Source organism: Paenibacillus sp. FSL W8-0919 (assembly GCF_038003785.1).
Lineage (GTDB): Bacteria > Bacillota > Bacilli > Paenibacillales > Paenibacillaceae > Paenibacillus_AQ > Paenibacillus_AQ lactis.
In genome coordinates, this window is record NZ_JBBOPV010000001.1 from 1,772,498 (window position 1) to 1,793,712 (window position 21,215).

The following is a 21,215-nucleotide window of genomic DNA, read 5'->3' on the forward strand; positions in this document are numbered from 1 at the left end:
GAATAGAATACGAACACAAGAGGCGTGAAGCACACTCCGATTCCAGATGGAAGGAGGGTGCTTTTTTGCGTTGTGGAGAAAATTCAGGCGGCTGATGCTCTGACCACGCGCCAGTGAATGGTATACATTCAATCTGCCTGGCGGCAACGCCAAGCATCACTCGCTGCATGCCTCGCTCGGTACAGTGAAGATGAGTGACAAATGCCTTCCGGTGGAATAGGCGTGGAATGGAATTTACGATCTCTAATATGGCTCGAGTTTGTTGCTGCCTTGATGATTCTACCTCGTTGTTTTTGGATTTTGTCAGATTCCAACATTATCAGTGGTTAATGGAGGGTTCGTGGATATGCAGATGATCGTATATGCCGTCCGGACATTGGACACATGGCGATGCTATCTCTCACTCGATATGCAGGTGGATTTGCAATGGTGGTATGGAGACGGAGAGGGGCAAAGAGAGATCAGCGACCGTCCGCATCGTATGGTTATCCTTGCTTCTTCGATCCCTTTGGGGTGGGCCGCCGTGGTCCGGGATACGTTCAGACCGCTTCAAGAAATGGATCAATGGGGGGGAGACGAGTGGCAGGGCTATGTGGATAAAAAAATTGCAAGCTACATCAGCGAGGAGCCCGAGCGGAATCAAGCGAGATGGAGGACCGTCACGCAGGATGTTCGCGTGCTCGACGAGCGTGCGGTGCTGTCCGGCTGGACGCCAAGGGGCAGCGAGGAATGGACGGCGCTGATGAGGCAGGCTGAGCAGCTCATCTGCGCCATCGAGGGCCGAGCCTTGCTTGCCGGCGAGGTCGAGGCTCTTCTGGCGGAAGCCGCCGGGGGCACCGGCGGCTGGCGCTCCGCGGCCCAGCTCGGCGTCCTGCTGGGCCGCCTGCGCATGGAAGCGGGGCTGGCGCAGCCCGCCCCGCGGGTGCCGCCCGGCCGGCTCCGCCGCGGCCGGGCCATGGCCCCTCGCTGCCGGCGATGCGGCAGCGAGGCCCGAAGCCGCACGGCATGCGCCGCGTGCGGCTCGGCGGCTTGCGCCTATTGCGAGGCCTGCCTCGCGATGGGGCGCAGCCGCGCTTGCACCCTGCTGCTGCATGGCGCAGCAGGGGCCGGCCGGGGCACGGCACGGGGGTTCCCCCACCGCGGCCTTGGGCCGATGGGGGCTGAGTGCAGCGCAGAGCGCCGCCGCCGGCGCTGCGCTGCGGTTCTTGGCGGAGCCGCCCGCAGGGGGCTCCGCGGGGCCCGCCCGGTTTCTCATCTGGGCGGTCACCGGCGCCGGAAAGACCGAGATGATCTTTCCGCTGCTACAAGCCGTATTGGACGCGGGTGGCCGCGTTCTGGTTGCGGCCCCCAGACGTGATGTCGTGCTGGAGCTGGCCCCGCGGTTGTCCAAGGCTTTTCCGGACGAGCAGGTCATTACGCTGTATGGCGGCAGCCCCGAGCGATGGAAACGGGGGAGCATCACCCTGGCAACAACGCATCAGCTGTTACGATTTCGGGAGGCGTTCGATCTCGTGGTTATTGATGAGATCGATGCCTTTCCCTACCATAACGACCCGATGCTGGCTTATGCCGCCCGGAATGCTTGCAAGAAAGAGGGCAAATACATTTACTTGTCGGCGACGCCTCCTGCTCCTCTCCAACGGGAGGCTGCCAGGGGACGATTGCCCCATGCCAAGGTTCCGGCCCGTTTCCATGGACATCCGCTGCCGGTTCCTCGCAAGCTAAAGATCTTTCCGGTGCACCGCTGTTTGCAGCAGCGCCGGCTGCCGCTCCCCTTGGTGCGCAGCTTGAGAGCTTCGTTGTCGCGCGGGGCTCAGGTGTTCCTGTTCGTCTCCCGGATCCGCCATATCGCCCCCTTCCTCGAGCTGCTGCAGCAATCGATGCCGGATATGCCGATGGAAGGAACGTCTTCCGTCGATCCCGCGCGTGCGGACAAGGTCATGGCTTTTCGCCAAAGGGAGATTCGGCTGCTAGTCACGACAACGATTCTCGAGCGGGGCGTAACGGTACCGAAGAGCGACGTCTACATCGTGGATGCCAACAGCGATCTGTTTGACGAGGCCGCGCTCATCCAAATGGCAGGACGGGCAGGGCGATCGAAGGATGACCCGGCGGGGCGTGTGGTGTTCGCAGCTCCGCAATGGACCCGGAGCCAAAGCCTGGCCGTACGCCAGATCAAGCAGATGAACCGGATTGCGGGTAAAGGGGGTTACCTGCGGATAGAGCTTACATAGGGATTTTACGTGAACGAATGCGCGCGCGAATCGAATTTTTTGGAAGGAGACGATCGATGTGATATTGCACTCCCTCAAACAGATTCTGGATAAGGCTCACGGCTTTTTGGGCACGGCTGCACAGATTTGCTTTGCCTGCGGGAAGAATGCTCCATTAAACCGGGAGTTCGCGGGTATATGCGATGCCTGTGCCAGAGCGATTCCTTGGATCGTCCGTCCCCGCTGCTTGGCCTGCGGGAGGGCGATCGGGTGTCCGGATTGCAGCCGTACAGGGCCGAACGAACGGGCTTTTGTCCTGAATCGGAGCGCGGTTATGTATAATGGGCTGATGCGCGAATGGCTGGCCCAATACAAATATCGGGGAAATGAACGGTATGCCGGTTTGTTGGCGGGAATGCTGGCCCGGGCTTATGCGCTTATGGAGCGGGAACTCAGCCCTGAGGGACGTAATCGTCATCTGCGGGTCGGGCAGATGAGCCGCTGGATGGTCCATGCCGTAACTTCGGTTCCGGTCAGCGATGTCCGGCTTCGGGAACGGGGGTTTAATCAGGCAGAGGCGATGGCAACGGAACTCGCCCGGCAGATAAAGGTGCCGTATCTTCGCCTGCTTCAGCGGAAAAGGCATACCGATAAGCAGAGCTTTAAAACCCGAATGGATCGAATGAGGGATATGGAGGACGCATTTGTTACGAGCCCGCATGCAATCGAGCTTTTGTCTCGGGCTCTCGCAGCAGCTTCAGCAGAGAAGCGGATGAATAGGGTCCTGGACAGGAGCAATGATGCGCTGCTTCCACTTCGCGTTTTGTTAATCGATGATATTTATACGACCGGGAGCACGGTCCACGCCTGCGCGGAGGCGTTGCGAAAACATGAAAAAGCCCTGGGTCAACCGATAGAAGTTTATTGCTTAACTTGGGCTCGATCTTAAGAGGTTAGAATGGGGCGCATGGGAAATCTCATGATTTCTATATTCGGAAGATAGACGTAAGGCCTGATATCATGTAATCTAGGGGTATCAAAGGTTCTAGATAAGCATGGAGGTCGTTTAGCATGAATCTGGGGAATTGCCCTCGGTGCGGCAGATTGTATGCATTGAATTTTCGGGATATGTGTTCGGAATGCTTGAAAGAGATTGAGAAGGAATACGAGAAATGCGCTACTTTTTTGCGGGAGCAGAAAGGCGCGACGATTCACGAAGTATCGGAGGCGACAGAGGTTTCGATCCGCCAGATTACCCGGTTTATCAGGGAAGGCCGGATATCGATTGCCAATGCGCCCAACATGGCTTATCCGTGCGAGGTATGCGGCACGCTGATCCGTGAGAGCAATATGTGCGAGTCCTGCAGGACAAGACTGACGCGGGAGCTTCGTCAAGCGGCTGAGACCGACCAGGAACATCAGCCCGGGTCCGGCAAAGGGAAAGAGACTTATCGCGCAGTCGATAAACTGCGTAAATACTAACTTTTGAACTATTAACTATGCTCCATTTCGTACCGATAAACTTAGTAAAGCTTATCGGTTTTTTATTTTAAGTGAGGTGATTGAACGTGAAGATTAACGAATCGGGACGCGTGAACGGCGTCAATTCGTATCAACGGAATATAGAATCTCGGGAGCTACAGCATATCGATAAGAAGAAACGCAAGAAAGACGAAGTATCGATTTCACCGGAGGCGATGGAACTGAGCGCACAAAGCAAGGTACAGGATCCGGAGCGTGCAGAGAAAATCCAGCGCTTGAAGGAAGCCGTATCTAACGGCACCTATGAAGTGCCTGCAGACCGTCTTGTAGATAAATTGCTCCCGTATTTTCAAACCTACAATAAATCGGGTGAATCCAAGTGAGTGCAAGATCCATTATTGATTATATGAAGCGTCAGGACGAGCTGCACCGGCAGCTGATCGAGGCGGGGAATGATAAGAAGCAAGCCATTATAGCGAACGATGTGGAACGCCTGGCAGCAGTCATGAACAGGGAGAACCGCCTGCTGAAGCAGGTGGCGGAAACGGAAGCGCTGCGACAAGGCGCTGCAGAGGATTTTTTGCGCGAGAAGGGCATCCGCTCCCAGCTTCAGCTGACGGTTACTGAAATGACTCGTCTTGTATTTAACCCGGATGAGAAGACGGAGCTGCTGGATGTACAACGTCAATTAATGGACAGGCTGACGGAGCTTAAGGAATTGAATCAGATCAACCGGGAACTGATTGAACAGTCCCTTGCATTTATAGACTACAGCCTTAATCTGCTGGTCAGCCGTCCAGAAGATGACATGCTATATCAGAATCCGAACCAGCCGAGTACGGCAGGCAAAAGCCGAAGCATGTTTGATACCAGGGCATAAGAAGAAAGGAATAGGTACGATGAGATCTACATTTCATTTGCTCGAAATCGGAAAGCGGGGCTTGATTGCCCAGCAGGCTGCGATTAACACGGCCGGCCATAACGTAACGAATGCGAATACCCCTGGTTATTCCCGGCAGACCACACGTCTGGTTGCATCTAACCCGATTGCCTTTCCGGGAATGCAGCGCTCGCAGGCAGCGGGCCAGCTCGGCATGGGCGTGGAAGCGGAGAGTATCCGGCGGGTACGCGATTATCTACTGGATATTGAATATCGGAATCAAAGCACGAATTTGTCAACATGGAACGTTCAGCAGGAGACGCTTTCGAATATCGAGGGGATTTTCAACGAACCTTCGGAGAGCAGTTTAAGCGCAAGCGTTGCAGAGTTCTGGACTGCATGGCAGACGCTGAGCAAAAATCCGAGCGATACGGATTTATCGGCCCGCATGGCCGTTCAGCAGAAAGCGATCGCATTGACGGAGACGTTTAACCACATATACTCCCAGCTGGATACGCTTCGTAACAATTTGACGTCCCGGATCGACACCAAGGTGGAGGAAGCTAACAATTATATCGATCAGATTGCGGAGCTGACGCGAAGTATTAAACGGATCGAGGGGCTTGGCGACAACGCGAACGATCTAAGGGATAAGCGGGATCTGCTTGTCGACCAGCTCTCCGTCCTCGGTAATGTCAACGTGACCGAAACGGGCGATGTGTATCAGGTGACGTTCGGAAACCAGGTCGTAGTTGATGATATGGCGTCGACCCCGGTAACCGCAGCGATTGCTACTACGTTAACGGGCGGTGAGATTGCCGGCTACGTTACGTCCCGCGATATTCATGTTGAAACGTACATCAACCAGCTTAACATTATGGCAAATACGCTCGCGACCGGAAAAGTGGAAGTAACGCTTCCGGCAGGCACGATTCTGCCTCCAGGCGTCTCCATCCCGAATGCGGTGATGGATCCTACCAATCCGCGTAAGCTGGCCCAAGACACGAAGCATACGGTGGATGGCCTCAACGGACTGCATAAGCTGGGTTATACATTGAATGAACCGGCAACCGCAGGGACGGATTTCTTCGTGTCGGCAGACGGCGGACCGATTACAGCGGGGAACATGAGATTAAGCACCACCATTCAAGCGGATTTGAAAAATATCGCAGCGTCCCTACGGACGGAGATGAAGACAAACCCGGACGGCAGTACGGCCGAAGTCGTTCTAAAGGGAAATGGCGGTATGGCCTTATTGATCGCCGGCTTGTCGGAACGCACATTCAGCTTTAACCCGAACAACAATAACGGCGGCGTAACGGATGTTACAAGTTTTGAAGGATATTTGCAGTCGGTCATTTCCAAATTAGGTACGGACAGCAGTAACGCTAAGAAAATGGTGGAGAATGGGGGATTGCTTGTAGAGCACGCCGACACGCTCCGTATGTCGATCAGCAGCGTCTCGCTTGATGAAGAAATGTCCGATCTTATCCGCTTCCAGCATGCTTATAGCGCGTCCGCGCGCGTTGTTACGACAATCGACGAGATGCTGGATAAATTAATCAACAGCACCGGCATCGTCGGCAGATAGGAGGAATGAACGATGCGGATAACGCAATCTATGATGACTAGCACCATGATGAGCGGACTGCAAGGTAACTATAAACGCCTGGACAAATACCAGGAGCAGATGATGACCCAGCGCCGGATCAATCGTCCTTCCGACGATGCGGTTGGTGTTGCCAGCGCTCTGCAATACCGCAGCCAAATTACGGCGACGACGCAGTTTGAGCAGAATGCGGAGGATGCAGATTCGTGGCTGAAGTACGGGGACACGGTCATGACCGAGGTCACGCAAATCATTCAGCGTTTATCGGAGTTAGCTGTTCAAGGCGGAACGGATACAGTTCCTAAGGATGCGCGTGAGAATATTGCGGCTGAAGTGGAAGAGATGTATGAGCAGCTGATCTCCCTTGGCAATGCCCAGTTTAAAGGGAAGTATATATTTAACGGTGAAAGAACGGATGAGAAGCCATTCCCCGATGATCCGATCGGAACGGCTTACAAGCTAGACGACGGTGAAGTAAGATATCAGGTTGGTGCGGGGATTACTGTCTCTGTTAATACGCTTGGAGAGCAAGTATTCGGTGCTCACGGTGATCCATCCGGTATATTCGCCGTCGTGGATAACCTGAAAAAGGCCCTGCTCGCAGATGATACAGCCGGCATTCAGAATGCTATCCCGGCCTTGCAAAAAAACTTGGAGACAACCATTACGGCCCAGGCCGAAATGGGAGGAAAGCAGAATCGGTTGGAGTTTACACTCAGTCGGCTAGGCGATTTGAATATTAACTATATGGATCTCCAGTCTAAGGTGGAGGACGCCGATATTTCCAAGGTCATTATTGACCTGAAAACATCGGAAAGTATTTATCAGGCATCACTGGATACGATGGCCCGGATTATTCGTCCGAGCTTAATGGACTTCCTAAGATAAGGGGGAATACCAATGAATATTCCCCGTATTCAGATTCAGCAAGGATATTCAATAATCGGTCTTGAAATAACCAAGGGGCAACAAAGCATCGAGCAGCCAAGACCATCACTTAACATGAAGCAGCAGCGCGGTCAACTTGAGATGGAGAGGACTAGTCCTGTATTAGAGATTGATTCGAGAAAGGCTTGGTCTGCACTCGGCAAGGCCCGATTCGAGGAGATGACGGATCGTGTGTCGCAATCTTCTCTTCAAATCTCCATGCATAATATCGCAGATATTGCCCGTAACGGGGATCGAATGATGGCTTTTCATGAAGGCGGCAACGCATTTGCAGAGATTGCAAGGGACAGCGTATTTGGAGATCGGCCGAGAGTTGAGGTTACGGGGGAGCCGGGGTACGACAATGTGGATGTTACTTATATACCGGGCCAAGTGCATACAAATTACACGCCGGGCGGAATTACCTTTAATCCCGAGACCCATAAGCCGATCATTGATTACTATCCCGGCAAGGTCAATCCGTATTTGGTTCATCAAAATTTTATATTTATGTCTGCGACGGGCAAACAGCTGGATGCAGTTGTCTGACGACAGGTATACAATAGCTATAATGGACAGGTGTCATTATAGCTATTGTTGTTAGAAAGGGAGGATCGGAAGGCATGATTGTTAATACCAAGAGATTTGGGCCTATCCAAATCGATGAAGAACAATTAATAACCTTTATAGGACCTATACTAGGCTTTAATGACTTGCATAACTACGTGATCATTCAATCTGAGGGTAATCAACATCCGTTCGAATTTTTGCAATCCATTGAGGATGAAAATTTGACGTTTATCGTGACGGACCCGTTTGCTTTTTTCAAGGAGTATGAATTTCAACTGGACCCTCATTGGATTGAAGCTTTGGGGGTGCAAAGCGAGGAGGAGGTTCAGGTGATGGTGATCGTAACCGTCCGTTCTGCTGAAGATATTACCTGTAACTTAAAGGCTCCGATCGTACTGAACAAAGCCAGAAACATCGCTGCCCAGATCATTTTGGATCATGGAAACTATACAACCAAACAACCGCTGTTGGGAGGGAAGAAAGGAGAGGGGTCTGATGTTAATCCTGTCGCGAAATAAGGGGCAAAAAATTATGATCAATGATAATATCGTCCTCTCCGTCATTGAAATCAACGGAGATCAGGTCCGGATCGGTATCGATGCGCCTTCGAATGTTACGATTTATCGAGAAGAAATTTATGAGGCAATTAAACAGCAGAATCAGCATGCTATAGAGTTTAACACAGACATCCAGAATATTTTAAATCAAGTAGCAGCACAAAAAAGGGAATAAAAAATCTATTAAAAAATATCAATATGCTATAAACATTGAGGTTAAAACGCCGATAAATATAATAGTTGGTCGAAAGACGTAGCAGTGACGGCCGAACGCTATGGTCTCGATCACAAATGGGTGAAGCATGGATGCGAATCACCAACACATTCCAAGGAGGAATTTTATCATGCGTATTAACCACAATATCAGCTCTTACAACACGCAACGCCAATTGTCTTTCAACAACACACAACAAGGCAAATCTCTGGAGAAATTGTCTTCCGGTTACAGAATCAACCGTGCAGCTGACGATGCTGCTGGTCTGGCAATCTCCGAGAAAATGCGCAATCAGATCCGTGGTTTGGAGCAAGCTTCCAAGAATGCTTTGGACGGTATTTCCCTGATCCAAACAGCTGAAGGTGCACTGAACGAGACTCATGCGATGCTGCAACGTATGGCTGAGTTGTATGTACAGGGTGCGAACGAAGTATTGACAACAACAGATGCTGCTAAAATCGACTCGGAAATTGCTCAACTTACTGAGCAAATTGGTTCGATTGCTTCGCAAACTCAATTCAACACTAAAAAATTGCTTGATGGCTCTACAAGCTCCGTGATTTTCCAAGTGGGTGCTAACGGCGGAGAAACGATCACTCTTGATCTGCAAGCTGCTCTTGCAACTTCTTTGGATATTGCCGGTCTGACTGACTTGCAAGGATCTGCAGAAATGAACTCGACAGCTGCTGCAAACTTGGCTTCCGTTCAAGCTGCTATTAACTCGGTTTCTGCGATTCGTTCTGACCTCGGTGCTGTTCAAAACCGTTTGGAACACACGATCAATAACCTCGGAACGACTTCCGAGAATCTGCAAGCTGCTGAATCTCGTATTCGTGACGTTGATATGGCAAAAGAAATGTCCGAATTCACGAAGAACAATATTCTTCAGCAAGCTGCAACAGCGATGTTGGCTCAAGCGAATCAACAGCCTCAAGGCGTTCTGCAATTGCTTCGTTAATCTTTACATTAAGCCGGCCGGGAAACCGGTCGGCTTTTTTACTATAGAACCATTTTTGATGTGAACTGGAGGCTCTAATGAAGGTTGGACCGAACTCTTCATTTCCATTCCAGGTCCCTGGGATAAATGATAATCTTACCTCCGCAATTTCAAGTCAATCAGAGCAGGTAAGCGGCAAGAACAAGGAAGAATATACAGTTCCTGAGCTTATGGATAAATTAAACAAGAAGCTATCTGATATGGGGACCCATATTCAGGTGAAGTTGCATGAGAAGACGAATACCATTATGGTTACTGTCGTTGAAAATGAAACTAATAAAGTTATTCGCGAAATTCCGCCGGAGAAACTATTAGATATGGTGTATAACATGTGTCTTCAAGTTGGAGTGTTCGTGGACGAGAAAATGTAGGGAGGTGCGTTATGGCGGGGATAAATGGACCTATAAGGATAACGGGCTTTAGCGGTACACTTGATACGGACTCATTGATTAAGGACTTAATGAGAGCCGAACGAATGCCGTTGGACAAGGTATTGAAACAGAAACAGTACACACTTTGGAAACGGGAAGAGTATCGATCAATGAATACTGCTTTGTTATCCTTTCGAAGTGCTGTAGATGGATTGCGTTTTGAATCTAATTTTGAAACCGTAAAGGCTACTTCTTCGAATACCGGCGTACTGGACATTATATCAGGAGGGGCTAATCCGAGTACAAGTACAATATCGGTGACTAAATTGGCTTCTTCAGCGACGATTGTCGGGAATAAAGTCTCCCAATCCTCTTCGGATCCGGTCACAACAGGTGGGACTGTTACCATCACAGGGGCGAGCGGTTCGGCTAATATTACCATTACGGCGGGTACCTCGACTTTGGATTCTATTGTAAAAGATATTAATAATAACTCGAAAACGACGGGCGTTAAAGCAAGTTTTGATCAAAGCTCTGGCGTACTGTATCTGAGTTCTACGACAACGGGTTCTTCCTCGAAAATTGAGATAACCCCGCAGGGAACAACAAACGCTTTAGCGCAAGTGTTTAACCTAGACGCTGCTCAACTTTCTAAAACGGGTGAGGACGCGGAGTATACCGTGAATGGAAGTAATGTAATTAAGTCTAGCACCAATAATGTTTCGATCAATGGGGTTCAAGTAACTCTCCGGGGAAGCGGACAAGCAACAATAAGTGCCACTACTGACCGATCCGGGATTGCAGATAAAATCAAAAATTTCGTTGAAAAATACAATGAAATTGTTGATTTGTTTTCAACCGCTGCAACAACGAAAAAAAATCGCGATTATGAGCCTCTAACTTCTGAAGAAAAAAGCAGTTTGTCCGAAAAGGAAATTGAATTGTGGGAGAATAAGGCGCGTGCCGGAACGCTGTACAATGACAATCTACTCACGGGTACACTTTCATCTCTTCGATCGGCTTTAAATTTGCCGCTAGATACACCGACCGGGGATCAATTGAAAATGTTATCTCAGATTGGTATCACTGTAAAAAAGGATTATAGAGAGAACGGTAAGCTGGAGATTGATGAAGCAAAACTTCAAGACGCGATAAACAACCGTTTTGATGAAGTGAAGCAACTATTTACACAATCTTCGGATACACCCGCGGATACCCCGGAAAACATCAAGAAAAGAAGGCAAGAGCTGGGGTTTGCTGATAGACTTTATGAGGAAGTTACGGCCCAGCTTAATAAATTTACTAAAAAAATTGGTAGCGGATCTATTGAAGCTATTGACGACAGTGTACTTGGTCGAGAGTTAAAGCAGTTAGGCGACAAGGAATCCGATTTGGAACGAAAATTAAAGGATATTGAAACTCGGTATTACAAAAAATTTGCCGCTATGGAGCAGGCCATTCAGAAAATGAACTCACAAAGCTCATGGCTAGTTTCACAACTCGGCGGTTGATTTGAACTCTAAGCCCAATTAAAAAGAACTATGGAGAGATTGGACATGCAAAATGCACAACAACTGCAATACTTGAAAGTTCAGGTTGAAACGGCGAGTCCGGGAGAGTTGACTCTTTTGCTATATCAGGAAACGGTAAGGTCATTACTGAAGGCAAAGCAGCTATACGCCCAAGGCAACTATGAAAGAATGGTCGAAGTATTGCACAAGGTGAGGAGCATTTTTAACGAATTGATTATAACGTTGGATCTGCAGTATGAAATTTCTCAAAACTTAAAGGAGTTATACCTCTTCTACAATAACTATTTAGCTCAATTTATCATAAATAGAGATGAGACGTTGTTGGATGAGACTCTTGATTTTGCTAAAGGGATGCTTGAGACATGGAAACAAGCGGTTCTCTTAGTGAAGAGCGGGAAAGGGAATTAGAGGATGGTTAGTTCGAAAGAATCCCAGTCGCTTGAAGATCGTCTTATACATTTGTATAAAGAGGTATTAAGAGAACCGAAATTTGAAAATTATGAGGCAAATGCCGGTGAAATTGATGCTCTCTTTTCGCAACTGCAACAGCGGGGGAACATACAGCATGACCGAGGGAAATTGATCGAGATCAAAACGTTGCATGAACAAATCGTTAGCATGATTCTATCAGAAAAAGAGGGCTTAGGTGAGGAATTTACTAAGTTTAATAGAAAGAAAAATGCATCCAGTCAATACGGAAAAGTATCCGATTATGAAAGAATGGATGCTTTTTTCGTGGATTATAAAAAGTGAAGAAAAAAGGAGGCTCGCTAAATGAAATGGTCATTGGCCAAGTATATTTACATACTTTTGGCAGCAGTACTAATTTGGACGCAATTTCCCATTAGTTCACAAGCTGCGGGATATCCAGAGGCTGTTAAGGTTACTAAAACAGTAAATCCCACTGAAATCCTCGAGGGTGGTGAAACAGACGTCCAACTTAATGTAACAGGCTCTGGGGACACAAGTTTTGTGAAACCAAATGATGTTATACTTATTATTGACCGCTCCGGTAGTATGCTGCCAAGTAACAATAATGGCGAAGATAAAATGGCTAACGCTAAAGCTGCCGCAAAAGGGTTTATAGACTTGGTGGATTTTTCGAAACACCGAATCGGAATCGTTGATTTTGCTAGCGATGTTAAGTTTAAGGATCTTTCTAACAATCCGGATGAATTAAAAAGCTACATCGACGGTATTCGTGCTAGCGGAGGAACAAATACAACAAGCGCTATTGCTAAATCGCGGGAGCTTTTAAGCAATCATCGACCAGATGCCCAACCGGTTATACTTCTTTTGACTGACGGGGAAGCAACAGAGCCTGCCCCTGTGGAAAATGCCCGGTTAAAAGCCTTGGAGCAAGCAAACTTAGCTAAAAGTGAAGAAATTGTATTTTATACGATTGCCTTATTAAAAGTAAATGAAAATCCAGATTCAAGCGCTCCAAACCAGTTAATGAAAGAAATGGCTACAACAGCTCACCATCATCATTTTGTATTGGGATCGGTTGGACTTGCAGAGATATATGAAGCCATTGTTGATGAGATAGGGGTAGCCAGTGCTTACGATGTAACTGTAACCGATAGTGTAGGTTCAGAATTTGAAATTGTCCCAGATTCTTATTCTCATAATATTCCTCAACCTGTAGTCAACGGAAATACTATCACATTCAAATTTAATGAATTAAAAGAACAAACGTTGACTTTGACCTACAAAATTCGCCATAAAACTGGTGGGAAAACGGGGAATATTTCCACTGGAGCAGAAGATATAAATGTAACTTACAAGGATTACGCCGGAGCCCCACATCAGTTTAGTGTTCCGCATCCTTCCATTAAAGTATCGTATCCTGCCCCTGAGATCACTTCAGTTGTAAAGGATAGAGGGTTAATCGACGGTGGGGAGAGTGTAGTTATTTCTGGTCAGCATTTTAGGCCAAATCCAACAGTTGTGTTTGGATCAAATTCAGCAACAAATATTCAATATATCGATTCGACCCAACTGATTGTTACGGCTCCAAAAGGTGTCCAAGGTGATACTACGATTAAAGTAACAAATGCGGATGGGCAGTTTGCGACAGCGGGTTACAAGTACGTTGCTAATCCGGTTCTGACCTCCATTACCCCGAATATCGGTCCATTAGCGGGCGGAACTAGAGTCGTAATAACCGGGGACTTTTTCCTTCCAGGAGCTGAAATTAAGTTTGGTGATCAAGCAGGAACGGTAGTCTCTACAACATCGAAGCAAATAGTGGTCAATACGCCTCCATCTGCTTCGGTTCAAACCGTAGATGTGACAATAACAAATCCAGATGAAACGGTTGTAACTGCGGATCAGGCGTTTTCTTATGTGCCTGGACCTAAAGTCGAAAGCTTATCCCCAAATCAAGGACTAACGCTAGGGAATGAAAGTGTAGCAATATACGGTAACCATTTTATTAATGGGGCAAAAGTTTATTTTAACAACACATTGATTACCTCTGAGTTTGTTTCGGATACTGAAATTTCAGTCACAACCCCTAGTTGGGCCAAAGCGGAATCCGTCAAGGTGAAGGTTGTAAATCCTGATGGTCAAGAAGCGGTATTGGATTACGGGTATCAATATGTTTATCCTAAGCCGGTAATTGAAAGTGTTTCACCTGACAAAGGTGAAGTAACCGGGAACCTCACGCTTGATATTAGAGGCGAGTATTTTCAGAATGGTGCAAAGGTTTATTTTGACGACATACAGCTACAAAATGTTATTTTCTATAGTGGAAATCAACTGAAAGTAAGAACTCCACAGTGGCAGAACGCAGATACGGTTGATGTAAAGGTAGTAAATCCTGATGGACAAGAAGATGCTATAGTTGATGCATTCACTTATGTTCTCCCGGCTCCACCAGAGATCAATGGTTTAACTCCAGTTGAAGGGCCTCAAAGCGGAGGAACTTTGGTAAAAGTAACGGGCTCTAATTTAATTGGAATTACCGAACTATATTTGGATTCTGTAAGAGTTGATATTAAATCTAATAGTGGTACGGAATTAACGTTTACTACTCCAAAATCGAATATCCCAGGTAAAGTAGATGTTAAAGTTGTAGATAAATTCGGTAGAGAATCTACATTACCACAAGCCTTTGAATACTTGAGTCCGCCGCCTCCGCCTACCCCTACTATAAGTAGCGTGACTCCAAATGAAGGAACTATGCAAGGTGGGTATATCGTTACGATAAAAGGTACTAATTTTGAAGGTACTTCGTCGGTGTTTATAAATAACGTTAAAGCAGCGACTCTATTTTACAGCAGCACTGAACTACGTGCCACTGTTCCGGCATCTAGTATAAGTGGAGTGGTTGATGTAAAGGTATTGAATACAAGCGGTGAAGAAGCTATTGCACCTAAAGCTTTTACTTATTTAGCCCCACCACCTAAGGCAGCTCCAACAATCACATCTGTAACTCCAAATGAGGGAGCAATGCAAGGTGGATATATTATTAGAATTTATGGAACTAATTTTGACTCAACCGCAAAGCTTTATTTAGACGATGTGCTTGTCCAATCAACATACTATTCTAGCACAGAGATAAGATTGACTGTCCCAGCATCGTCAATTTCAAAAAGCGTGGACATCAAAGTTGTCAATGCTGATGGACAGGAGTACGTTGCTGCTGATGCGTTTACTTATTTGGCTCCGCCACCACCTCCTGCTCCGACAATAACATCAGTGACTCCCAAAGAGGGTAACCTTGACGGAGGCTATTTTATTGTCGTAAAAGGATCCAATTATACTAGCTCCTCAGTTATTCATATGGATAACCAGCCGGTCCAAACAATTTATTATTCAGGGGGCGAGCTAAGAGGAAGGGTTCCTGCATCGACAACAGAAAAAACAGTGGATGTTGCGGTGGTCAATTCTGAAAATCAGTCAGCAGTCGCTTCTGCTGCATTTTCTTATGTTGCACCACCTCCCCCGCCTGGACCAACGCTATCTTCTCTTTCCCCTGATAGTGGCGTTATGACAGGAGGATATTATAGTTACGTTAATGGAACGAACTTTAATGCCGGTACAAAAGTTTACTTTAATGATGCTCTAGTCAATTCAACGTTTTACTCAACGTCACAAATAAGGGTGGTCGTTCCAGCTAGCACTACCGCTGGACCTGTAACTGTTAAAGTTGTGAATACCGATGGACAAGAAGCTTCACTTGCCAACGGATTTACCTATCTGTTACCCCCTCCGCCGACGGTAACGCAGATTACCCCGAATTCTGGAGATATGTCAGGAGGGTACTACATTGTAATTAAAGGAACTAACTTTAACTCAACATCGACAGTTTATATTAATCATGTCGCCGCACAGACACTCTTTTACTCCGCTAATGAGTTAAGAGCAAGAGTTCCTCAAACATCTCAGTCTGGACCTGTTGATGTACGAGTATTAAACGGTGATGGTCAAGAGGTGACGGTAACTAACGGGTTTGGTTACAATAGTCCACCACCACCACCAGCCCCTGTTATTTCATCCATTTCCCCTTCTCAAGGGGCAATGACAGGAGGCTATTACATTATTATTAAAGGATCGAATTTTGATGCTAGCACAAAAGTATGGATCAACAACACTGAGGTACAGACAATATTCTATAGCGTAAGTGAAGTTCGAGGTCGAGTTCCGGCTTCGAGTACAAGCGGGTCTGTCGATGTAAGAGTTGTTAATAAAGATGGTCAATTTGCTGAAAAAATAGGTGGCTTCACTTATGAGGCTCCTCCAAAGAAGCCGGCACCAACAATCACGAGTGTGACTCCTAATTCTGGTCCACTAGCTGGAGGATCCTTTATTTCCATTAAAGGAACAAATTTTGAATCCGCAACGAAGGTGTATATAAACAACATCAATGTACAAACTTTATTCTATTCAACTGGGGAGGTAAGGGCACGAGTACCAGCCAGCTCAATTACTGGTCCGGTGGATATTAAAGTTGAAAACAGCGACGGTCAGTTTGTATTACTGGTAGGCGGGTATTCGTACCAATGATATTCTTTTTATCTCTAGGAGTAGGCGTTTTGCCTGCTCCTTCTTTACTGGAGGAGTTATGGATACTATTGGCTTATCATTATGCATGATTGTAAAGAATGAATCAGAACTACTAGAAAAAGCGATAAATACAGCAAAACCATTTGTTAACGAAATTATTGTTGTTGATACAGGATCCACGGATCAAACACCCGAGATTGCTCGTAAATTAGGCGCTATAGTGGCAAATAGAGAATGGAATGGCAGTTTCTCAGATGCAAGAAATTTTTCCCTCGATCTAGCAAGTCAGCCATTCATATTTGTAATGGACGCTGATGAGATCATAGTAAATGGAAGTCTCAGTGCCATCCAAGAACGATACAAATATATCCAGGAACATAAGGGATCTGCTGGTTCAGTCACAATTGTTAGTGAGACTGTCTCCGGGGATATTTCCTCATCTTCAGTCACAAGACTATTTCCAAGAGATAGACGGTATAGATACACTGGTAAAATTCATGAGCAATTGACGTATTCAGGAAATTTGATCGATCGAGTAATAGATACCGGGATTATTTTGAGCCATTCTGGGTATAGTGCACAGGTAATATCAAAAAAAAATAAGTATGAGCGTAACCTACAACTTCTACTAAGCGAACTCAGTACAGATTCTGATACTAGCTACAATTTGTTTCAGATCGGTAGAACTTATTATGTTATGAAAGACTATGTTCAAGCGGAACATTTTTTATATAGATCTATAGAAGCTGAATTAAGGAGTATGAGAAGAAATTTCTTAAGTTCGGCGTTGCTTACATTGGGATATTGCAATATTAAACTGCAGAAATTTGATGAGCTTAAAAATATTTTTAACTTAGGGATTGAATTATTCCCCGATTTTACCGATTTATACTTTATGTATGGAGTTGGCTTAATTGAATCAAAAAACATCAATTCATTTGAATTAATACCTGATGTTTTCGAAAAATGTATTAATATTGGGGAAGCTCCAACTTTTAAATATGAAACTGTTAAGGGTGTGGGCTCATTTAAGGCCCATTTCAATTTGGGGCTTTATTATGAGTTAACTAGGCAATTAGATAAAGCTGAATTCCACTATCGATTAAGTTACAAGGACAGTTACCAACCTGCTTTCGAAAGACTGCAGAAGATATTGCACTAAGAGAGGATTTTGGAGTCATGAATATGAGTTCGGTGTCATTGTGTATGATTGTAAAAGATGAAGAGGGTTGCCTTGAACGTTGCCTTCAAAGTGTCTCGGGAATTGTAAGGGAAATTATTATTGTCGACACTGGATCAACGGATAGAACAAAGGAAATAGCCAGGAGATTTACTAATCACGTCTACGATTTTAATTGGGTAGATGATTTTTCAGCAGCTAGAAATTATGCACTGAATTTTGCGACTTCAGACTATATTCTTCACCTTGATGCAGATGAAGTATTAGAGGATCCTGAAGGTGAGCTTCAGCGAAAGTTAGATAAAGACCTTTACTATATCCGGATAAAGAATGATCTCGGTTCAGGATTATATCTAACACATCAATTTATTAGATTATTCCGAAATACCCCTGAAATACGTTACCAAGGAGCCCTGCATGAACAAGTTCTTCCAACCGGCAATGAGCAGACAGGCTTTCTCTCTACAGTTATTTTACACGAGGGATATAAAAAACATATTGTTAACAACAAGCAAAAAACACAACGAAACTTAAATATACTGTTAAAAGAAATTAGGGAAAAACCAACGGCATTTAATTATTACAACTTAGGAATGCAGTATCTCATAGATAAGAGATATTCAGAAGCACTAAACTCACTTAAGAAGTCCTATTCGTTGGGAAGCCATTATGCGTTTTCACCTAAGGTAGTTCTGGATATTATGAAATGTTTACACGCTCTGGGACAATACGCTGATGCGATTAGGGTAGGTAAAGATGCAGTTAATCTTTATGAGAATGTTCCAGATTTTTGGTATCAAATGGGTCTTACTTATACCGAATGGGGATTACTAAAGGACGCAGAGTTGTGTTTACAAAAATGCTTAGAGATAGGGGAGGAGAACGCTAGTAAGCTGGTCCAACACTATGATGGAACAGGCTCCTATTTGGCGCAGGCTAAACTGGCAGAAATCAGTGTAATGCTTGGTAATCCAAAGGATGCACAAAATTATATTTTACTAGCGGTCAAGGCTTCTCCCAATACGTTGGCCTTGTTTGATATATTCCTTTCAATTTTCCCTATTGTAGACCGAAGGGATCTATTTCAAACAATAAGTAGTATTTGGCCTTTTTCAAAAGAACGATATGTTGAGCTAATAAGTTATCTGTACAGTCAGAGAAAGCCTCTTCTAAAAGAATTCATAACTTTTTTTAACTTGGAACTATTATTCCCGGTCTCTGTGTTTGTTTACTTAGTTGAAGGGAAATATGATAAAGCTGTTACAGAATTATTAAATAACAGAGAGCAAAGAAACACTGATCCGTTTTTGGTGAACAATGTCGTATTTTTAGCTTTAACAACTGACAATAAAGAATTAATAAATGTGTTCAAAGATGAGCTACCGTTATCCTTAAAAGAAATTAAGTGGTTAAGAGACTTAGTAGGGAATAAAACCGTTAACGAGGTTCCTTCTGGGAAAGCCATTCTATCGATTTGGAACCAACTGGTTAAAGATGCTATATTCTTGAATAAATATGACCTGCTAGATCTTTTAATAAACGCTACTAATGATCCTCAATTGAGACTGCTAATTGCTGAGCAATTACAATCATTCGGGTTTGACGATTTAGTACTAGAAGTACTTGTGGAGAGCAACAGCCAGAGGCTTAATCGAGAGATTTTCATAACAGCTTCAAAGTCGTTAAGTAAACTTGGGGCTTGGGATGATGCTTTGTATTATTTAAAAAAGGCAGAGAAATTAAGAACAGACTTTCCCGTATTATTTGAACAATGGAAGATATATAGTGCTTATAACAAAGAGGAAGAAATCAATGTTCTTCAATTGATGGTAAATAAGTTTCCTGATTCGAAATGGGCTAAACAGACGATAGAGATGCAATTAGGTAAGAGTGAGATGGTAAGGAGATAAGAGATGATAGCTACACTAAGAAATAAAGAACTTTTAGCCAGAGTTTCTAGGCTTCCATTGGCTAAACCACAAATCCTTGAGCGTTCTGGAAATGGTGAAGTCCGGAAAAACCCAAAAATCTCGTTTGTTATGACACATGTAAGTGTCTGCGGTGGAGTTAAAATTATTCTAGAGCATGCAAACCGATTAAACAAGCAAGGATGGGATGTTTGTATCATTTCTCATTTTCCCAAACCTGATTGGTATCCGATTACGGCAGATTATAAGCAAGTACCTTTTGGTATTGACCTAGCTCAAGGTATTCCGATGTGTGATGTTATTATTGCAACATATTGGGATCATATACAGGCTTGTATAGAGACTGGTATTGCTCCTGTTGTTTATTTCGAACAAGGAGATGAACATCTATTTCATCCTGAGCGTTTATCTGATGAATTGAGGACTTTTGTAGAAACTCAAATGAAATTACCTAAATTCATTATGACAGTATCAAACCAAGCGTCTTCGTTAATAAAACAAAATTTCGGCAGAGAATCCGTAGTTATCCCAAATGCTATAAATCATAGTATTTTTAAACCTAGGGAAGACATGGAGGGTGTTGCTTCTAAAGAAAAGTATATTCTTATGATGGGGAACGAGGATCTTAGCTTTAAGGGTATCCATAATATAGTTAAAGCTTTTGAAAAAGTTAAGGCAGTTTATCCGGATCTTAAACTGTTCTGGATTAATCCCAAAATGCCAAGTTTAGAGTGGGGTAACCTAGCAGATGAAGTCTTTGTAAACCCATCTCAAGAAGTAATAGCAGCGTTATTTCGGGATGCTCTTGTATATGTTTCAGCTTCAGAGTATGAATCATTTTCGCTTCCTGTCTTAGAGGCCATGGCAACGGGCTGCCCGGTAATTTCAACACGTAATAGTGGTGTCTTAGAATATGGAGAGCATGAAAAAAATCTCATCTTAACTCAAATCGGTGATCTTGAAGAACTTATAACAAAAATAATACTGGTGATAGAAAGTCCTTCTCTTAGAAGAAGACTTTCTTTTAATGGCATGAAGACCGCAAAAAAATATAACTGGGATAAAGTAACCCTGGATCTTATGAATTATCTACAGCTAGTTTCAACTTACAATGTAAGAAAGTCGTGTACAACAGATTGGGAAATTATGATTGATGAACAGAGATTCTTTACTGATGAAGACTTACAAAAATTCAGAAGCGCATTGAATATTGTCTCCGACGATACTATTTACGTACCTGTTATTTACAATTGGCTTGAGGGCCATCCAATAGCAAGGTGGGAGGTAGCCGCGAGAAGAGTGGCAAGAAATAATGATAGTTTTATTAAAGTGTACTCTCTTTTATCAAATGATAAAGTCTCTTTAGACTCGATATATTTAGGTGAAGGAATTGGGCTAGTTACAGAACAAGAGTATGAAAAAGCCTTGCAATATTTTGTAAAAACATATCCAGATGTTGAAGAATCATGGAAACTAATTTGTACAAAGTGGATAGTTCTATGTTTGATAGAGTTGGAAAGAGATAAAGAAGCCTCGCAGATTCTTGTGGATAGCCATAAATTGTACCCTTACGCTGTGGATCTCCATTATCTTAACTTGCAAATAAATCTACTGAATGGTAACGAGAATGTATCAAACTTAAAAAAACTAATACGTTTTATAGGAGAAGGATTAGACCAACATGAATGGTTTTTTGATTTATACAAAAAGGTAGAAAACTATTAATCTGAAGGTGGATTTAA

The 21,215-nt window shown here is 44.8% G+C and carries 20 protein-coding genes; all 20 read left to right on the forward strand.

Annotated features, from left to right (window positions below; translation table 11 throughout):
• The first annotated feature begins 322 nt into the window (after positions 1-322).
• Entirely contained in the window at positions 323-1,357 is a 1,035-nt protein-coding gene (locus NST44_RS07650) for a hypothetical protein (protein ID WP_340898672.1), read from the forward strand.
• Complete coding sequence (locus NST44_RS07655; RefSeq protein ID WP_340898673.1) at positions 1,287-2,234, forward strand: helicase-related protein; 948 nt, start codon at positions 1,287-1,289, stop codon at positions 2,232-2,234. The genes NST44_RS07650 and NST44_RS07655 overlap by 71 nt, the downstream gene beginning before the upstream one ends.
• A 58-nt stretch (positions 2,235-2,292) precedes the next feature.
• The gene (locus tag NST44_RS07660; RefSeq protein ID WP_340898674.1) at positions 2,293-3,162 is read left to right on the forward strand and encodes a ComF family protein; all 870 of its coding nucleotides are present in this window, start codon (positions 2,293-2,295) and stop codon (positions 3,160-3,162) included.
• A gap of 122 nt (positions 3,163-3,284) precedes the next feature.
• On the forward strand, positions 3,285-3,695 hold the full coding sequence (locus tag NST44_RS07665; RefSeq protein WP_007132309.1) for a TIGR03826 family flagellar region protein: 411 nt from the start codon (positions 3,285-3,287) through the stop codon (positions 3,693-3,695).
• Positions 3,696-3,781: 86 nt separating this feature from the next.
• On the forward strand, positions 3,782-4,078 hold the full coding sequence (gene flgM, locus NST44_RS07670; RefSeq protein WP_028405620.1) for a flagellar biosynthesis anti-sigma factor FlgM: 297 nt from the start codon (positions 3,782-3,784) through the stop codon (positions 4,076-4,078).
• Positions 4,075-4,575, forward strand: coding sequence for a flagellar protein FlgN (locus NST44_RS07675; protein WP_340898675.1), 501 nt, complete (start codon positions 4,075-4,077; stop codon positions 4,573-4,575). Before flgM ends, NST44_RS07675 begins: the two co-directional genes overlap by 4 nt.
• A gap of 19 nt (positions 4,576-4,594) precedes the next feature.
• Entirely contained in the window at positions 4,595-6,166 is a 1,572-nt protein-coding gene (gene flgK / locus NST44_RS07680) for a flagellar hook-associated protein FlgK (RefSeq protein ID WP_340898678.1), read from the forward strand.
• A gap of 12 nt (positions 6,167-6,178) precedes the next feature.
• Positions 6,179-7,072 carry a flagellar hook-associated protein FlgL gene (gene flgL, locus NST44_RS07685; RefSeq protein ID WP_340898680.1) on the forward strand — a complete coding sequence of 298 codons (894 nt, stop codon included), beginning with the start codon at positions 6,179-6,181 and terminating at the stop codon, positions 7,070-7,072.
• Positions 7,073-7,084: 12 nt separating this feature from the next.
• Positions 7,085-7,660, forward strand: coding sequence for a DUF6470 family protein (locus NST44_RS07690; protein WP_007132304.1), 576 nt, complete (start codon positions 7,085-7,087; stop codon positions 7,658-7,660).
• Between the two features lie 74 nt (positions 7,661-7,734).
• On the forward strand, positions 7,735-8,199 hold the full coding sequence (gene fliW / locus NST44_RS07695) for a flagellar assembly protein FliW (protein WP_007132303.1): 465 nt from the start codon (positions 7,735-7,737) through the stop codon (positions 8,197-8,199).
• A gap of 13 nt (positions 8,200-8,212) precedes the next feature.
• Positions 8,213-8,413 carry a carbon storage regulator gene (locus NST44_RS07700; RefSeq protein WP_312889535.1) on the forward strand — a complete coding sequence of 67 codons (201 nt, stop codon included), beginning with the start codon at positions 8,213-8,215 and terminating at the stop codon, positions 8,411-8,413.
• 169 nt (positions 8,414-8,582) lie between these two features.
• Positions 8,583-9,410 (forward strand): flagellin N-terminal helical domain-containing protein, encoded by an 828-nt coding sequence (locus tag NST44_RS07705; RefSeq protein ID WP_007132301.1) that lies wholly within the window; start codon positions 8,583-8,585, stop codon positions 9,408-9,410.
• 77 nt (positions 9,411-9,487) lie between these two features.
• On the forward strand, positions 9,488-9,820 hold the full coding sequence (locus tag NST44_RS07710) for a flagellar protein FlaG (protein WP_007132300.1): 333 nt from the start codon (positions 9,488-9,490) through the stop codon (positions 9,818-9,820).
• Between the two features lie 11 nt (positions 9,821-9,831).
• A complete protein-coding gene (gene fliD, locus NST44_RS07715) occupies positions 9,832-11,331 on the forward strand; it encodes a flagellar filament capping protein FliD (RefSeq protein WP_340898684.1) in 1,500 nt (499 codons plus the stop codon).
• A gap of 45 nt (positions 11,332-11,376) precedes the next feature.
• Positions 11,377-11,760, forward strand: a complete 384-nt coding sequence (gene fliS, locus NST44_RS07720; protein ID WP_007132298.1) for a flagellar export chaperone FliS — start codon at positions 11,377-11,379, stop codon at positions 11,758-11,760.
• A gap of 3 nt (positions 11,761-11,763) precedes the next feature.
• The gene (locus NST44_RS07725; protein ID WP_007132297.1) at positions 11,764-12,105 is read left to right on the forward strand and encodes a hypothetical protein; all 342 of its coding nucleotides are present in this window, start codon (positions 11,764-11,766) and stop codon (positions 12,103-12,105) included.
• 21 nt (positions 12,106-12,126) lie between these two features.
• The gene (locus NST44_RS07730) at positions 12,127-16,365 is read left to right on the forward strand and encodes an IPT/TIG domain-containing protein (protein WP_007132296.1); all 4,239 of its coding nucleotides are present in this window, start codon (positions 12,127-12,129) and stop codon (positions 16,363-16,365) included.
• Positions 16,366-16,423: 58 nt separating this feature from the next.
• On the forward strand, positions 16,424-17,527 hold the full coding sequence (locus tag NST44_RS07735) for a tetratricopeptide repeat-containing glycosyltransferase family 2 protein (RefSeq protein WP_007132295.1): 1,104 nt from the start codon (positions 16,424-16,426) through the stop codon (positions 17,525-17,527).
• A 44-nt stretch (positions 17,528-17,571) separates the two neighbouring features.
• Positions 17,572-19,455 carry a glycosyltransferase gene (locus tag NST44_RS07740; protein ID WP_167324134.1) on the forward strand — a complete coding sequence of 628 codons (1,884 nt, stop codon included), beginning with the start codon at positions 17,572-17,574 and terminating at the stop codon, positions 19,453-19,455.
• Positions 19,456-19,458: 3 nt separating this feature from the next.
• Complete coding sequence (locus NST44_RS07745; RefSeq protein ID WP_007132293.1) at positions 19,459-21,198, forward strand: glycosyltransferase family 4 protein; 1,740 nt, start codon at positions 19,459-19,461, stop codon at positions 21,196-21,198.
• The last annotated feature ends 17 nt before the right edge of the window (positions 21,199-21,215 follow it).

Excerpts from the sequence above, each read along its gene's own strand:
- NST44_RS07655 (WP_340898673.1), top strand. The coding sequence starts at position 1,287 with ATGATCTTTCCGCTGCTACAAGCCGTATTGGACGCGGGTGGCCGCGTT.
- NST44_RS07665 (WP_007132309.1), top strand. The coding sequence starts at position 3,285 with ATGAATCTGGGGAATTGCCCTCGGTGCGGCAGATTGTATGCATTGAAT.
- flgK (WP_340898678.1), top strand. The coding sequence starts at position 4,595 with ATGAGATCTACATTTCATTTGCTCGAAATCGGAAAGCGGGGCTTGATT.
- flgL (WP_340898680.1), top strand. The coding sequence starts at position 6,179 with ATGCGGATAACGCAATCTATGATGACTAGCACCATGATGAGCGGACTG.
- NST44_RS07690 (WP_007132304.1), top strand. The coding sequence starts at position 7,085 with ATGAATATTCCCCGTATTCAGATTCAGCAAGGATATTCAATAATCGGT.
- fliW (WP_007132303.1), top strand. The coding sequence starts at position 7,735 with ATGATTGTTAATACCAAGAGATTTGGGCCTATCCAAATCGATGAAGAA.
- NST44_RS07700 (WP_312889535.1), top strand. The coding sequence starts at position 8,213 with ATGATCAATGATAATATCGTCCTCTCCGTCATTGAAATCAACGGAGAT.
- NST44_RS07705 (WP_007132301.1), top strand. The coding sequence starts at position 8,583 with ATGCGTATTAACCACAATATCAGCTCTTACAACACGCAACGCCAATTG.
- NST44_RS07710 (WP_007132300.1), top strand. The coding sequence starts at position 9,488 with ATGAAGGTTGGACCGAACTCTTCATTTCCATTCCAGGTCCCTGGGATA.
- fliD (WP_340898684.1), top strand. The coding sequence starts at position 9,832 with ATGGCGGGGATAAATGGACCTATAAGGATAACGGGCTTTAGCGGTACA.
- fliS (WP_007132298.1), top strand. The coding sequence starts at position 11,377 with ATGCAAAATGCACAACAACTGCAATACTTGAAAGTTCAGGTTGAAACG.
- NST44_RS07725 (WP_007132297.1), top strand. The coding sequence starts at position 11,764 with ATGGTTAGTTCGAAAGAATCCCAGTCGCTTGAAGATCGTCTTATACAT.
- NST44_RS07730 (WP_007132296.1), top strand. The coding sequence starts at position 12,127 with ATGAAATGGTCATTGGCCAAGTATATTTACATACTTTTGGCAGCAGTA.
- NST44_RS07735 (WP_007132295.1), top strand. The coding sequence starts at position 16,424 with ATGGATACTATTGGCTTATCATTATGCATGATTGTAAAGAATGAATCA.
- NST44_RS07740 (WP_167324134.1), top strand. The coding sequence starts at position 17,572 with ATGATTGTAAAAGATGAAGAGGGTTGCCTTGAACGTTGCCTTCAAAGT.
- NST44_RS07745 (WP_007132293.1), top strand. The coding sequence starts at position 19,459 with ATGATAGCTACACTAAGAAATAAAGAACTTTTAGCCAGAGTTTCTAGG.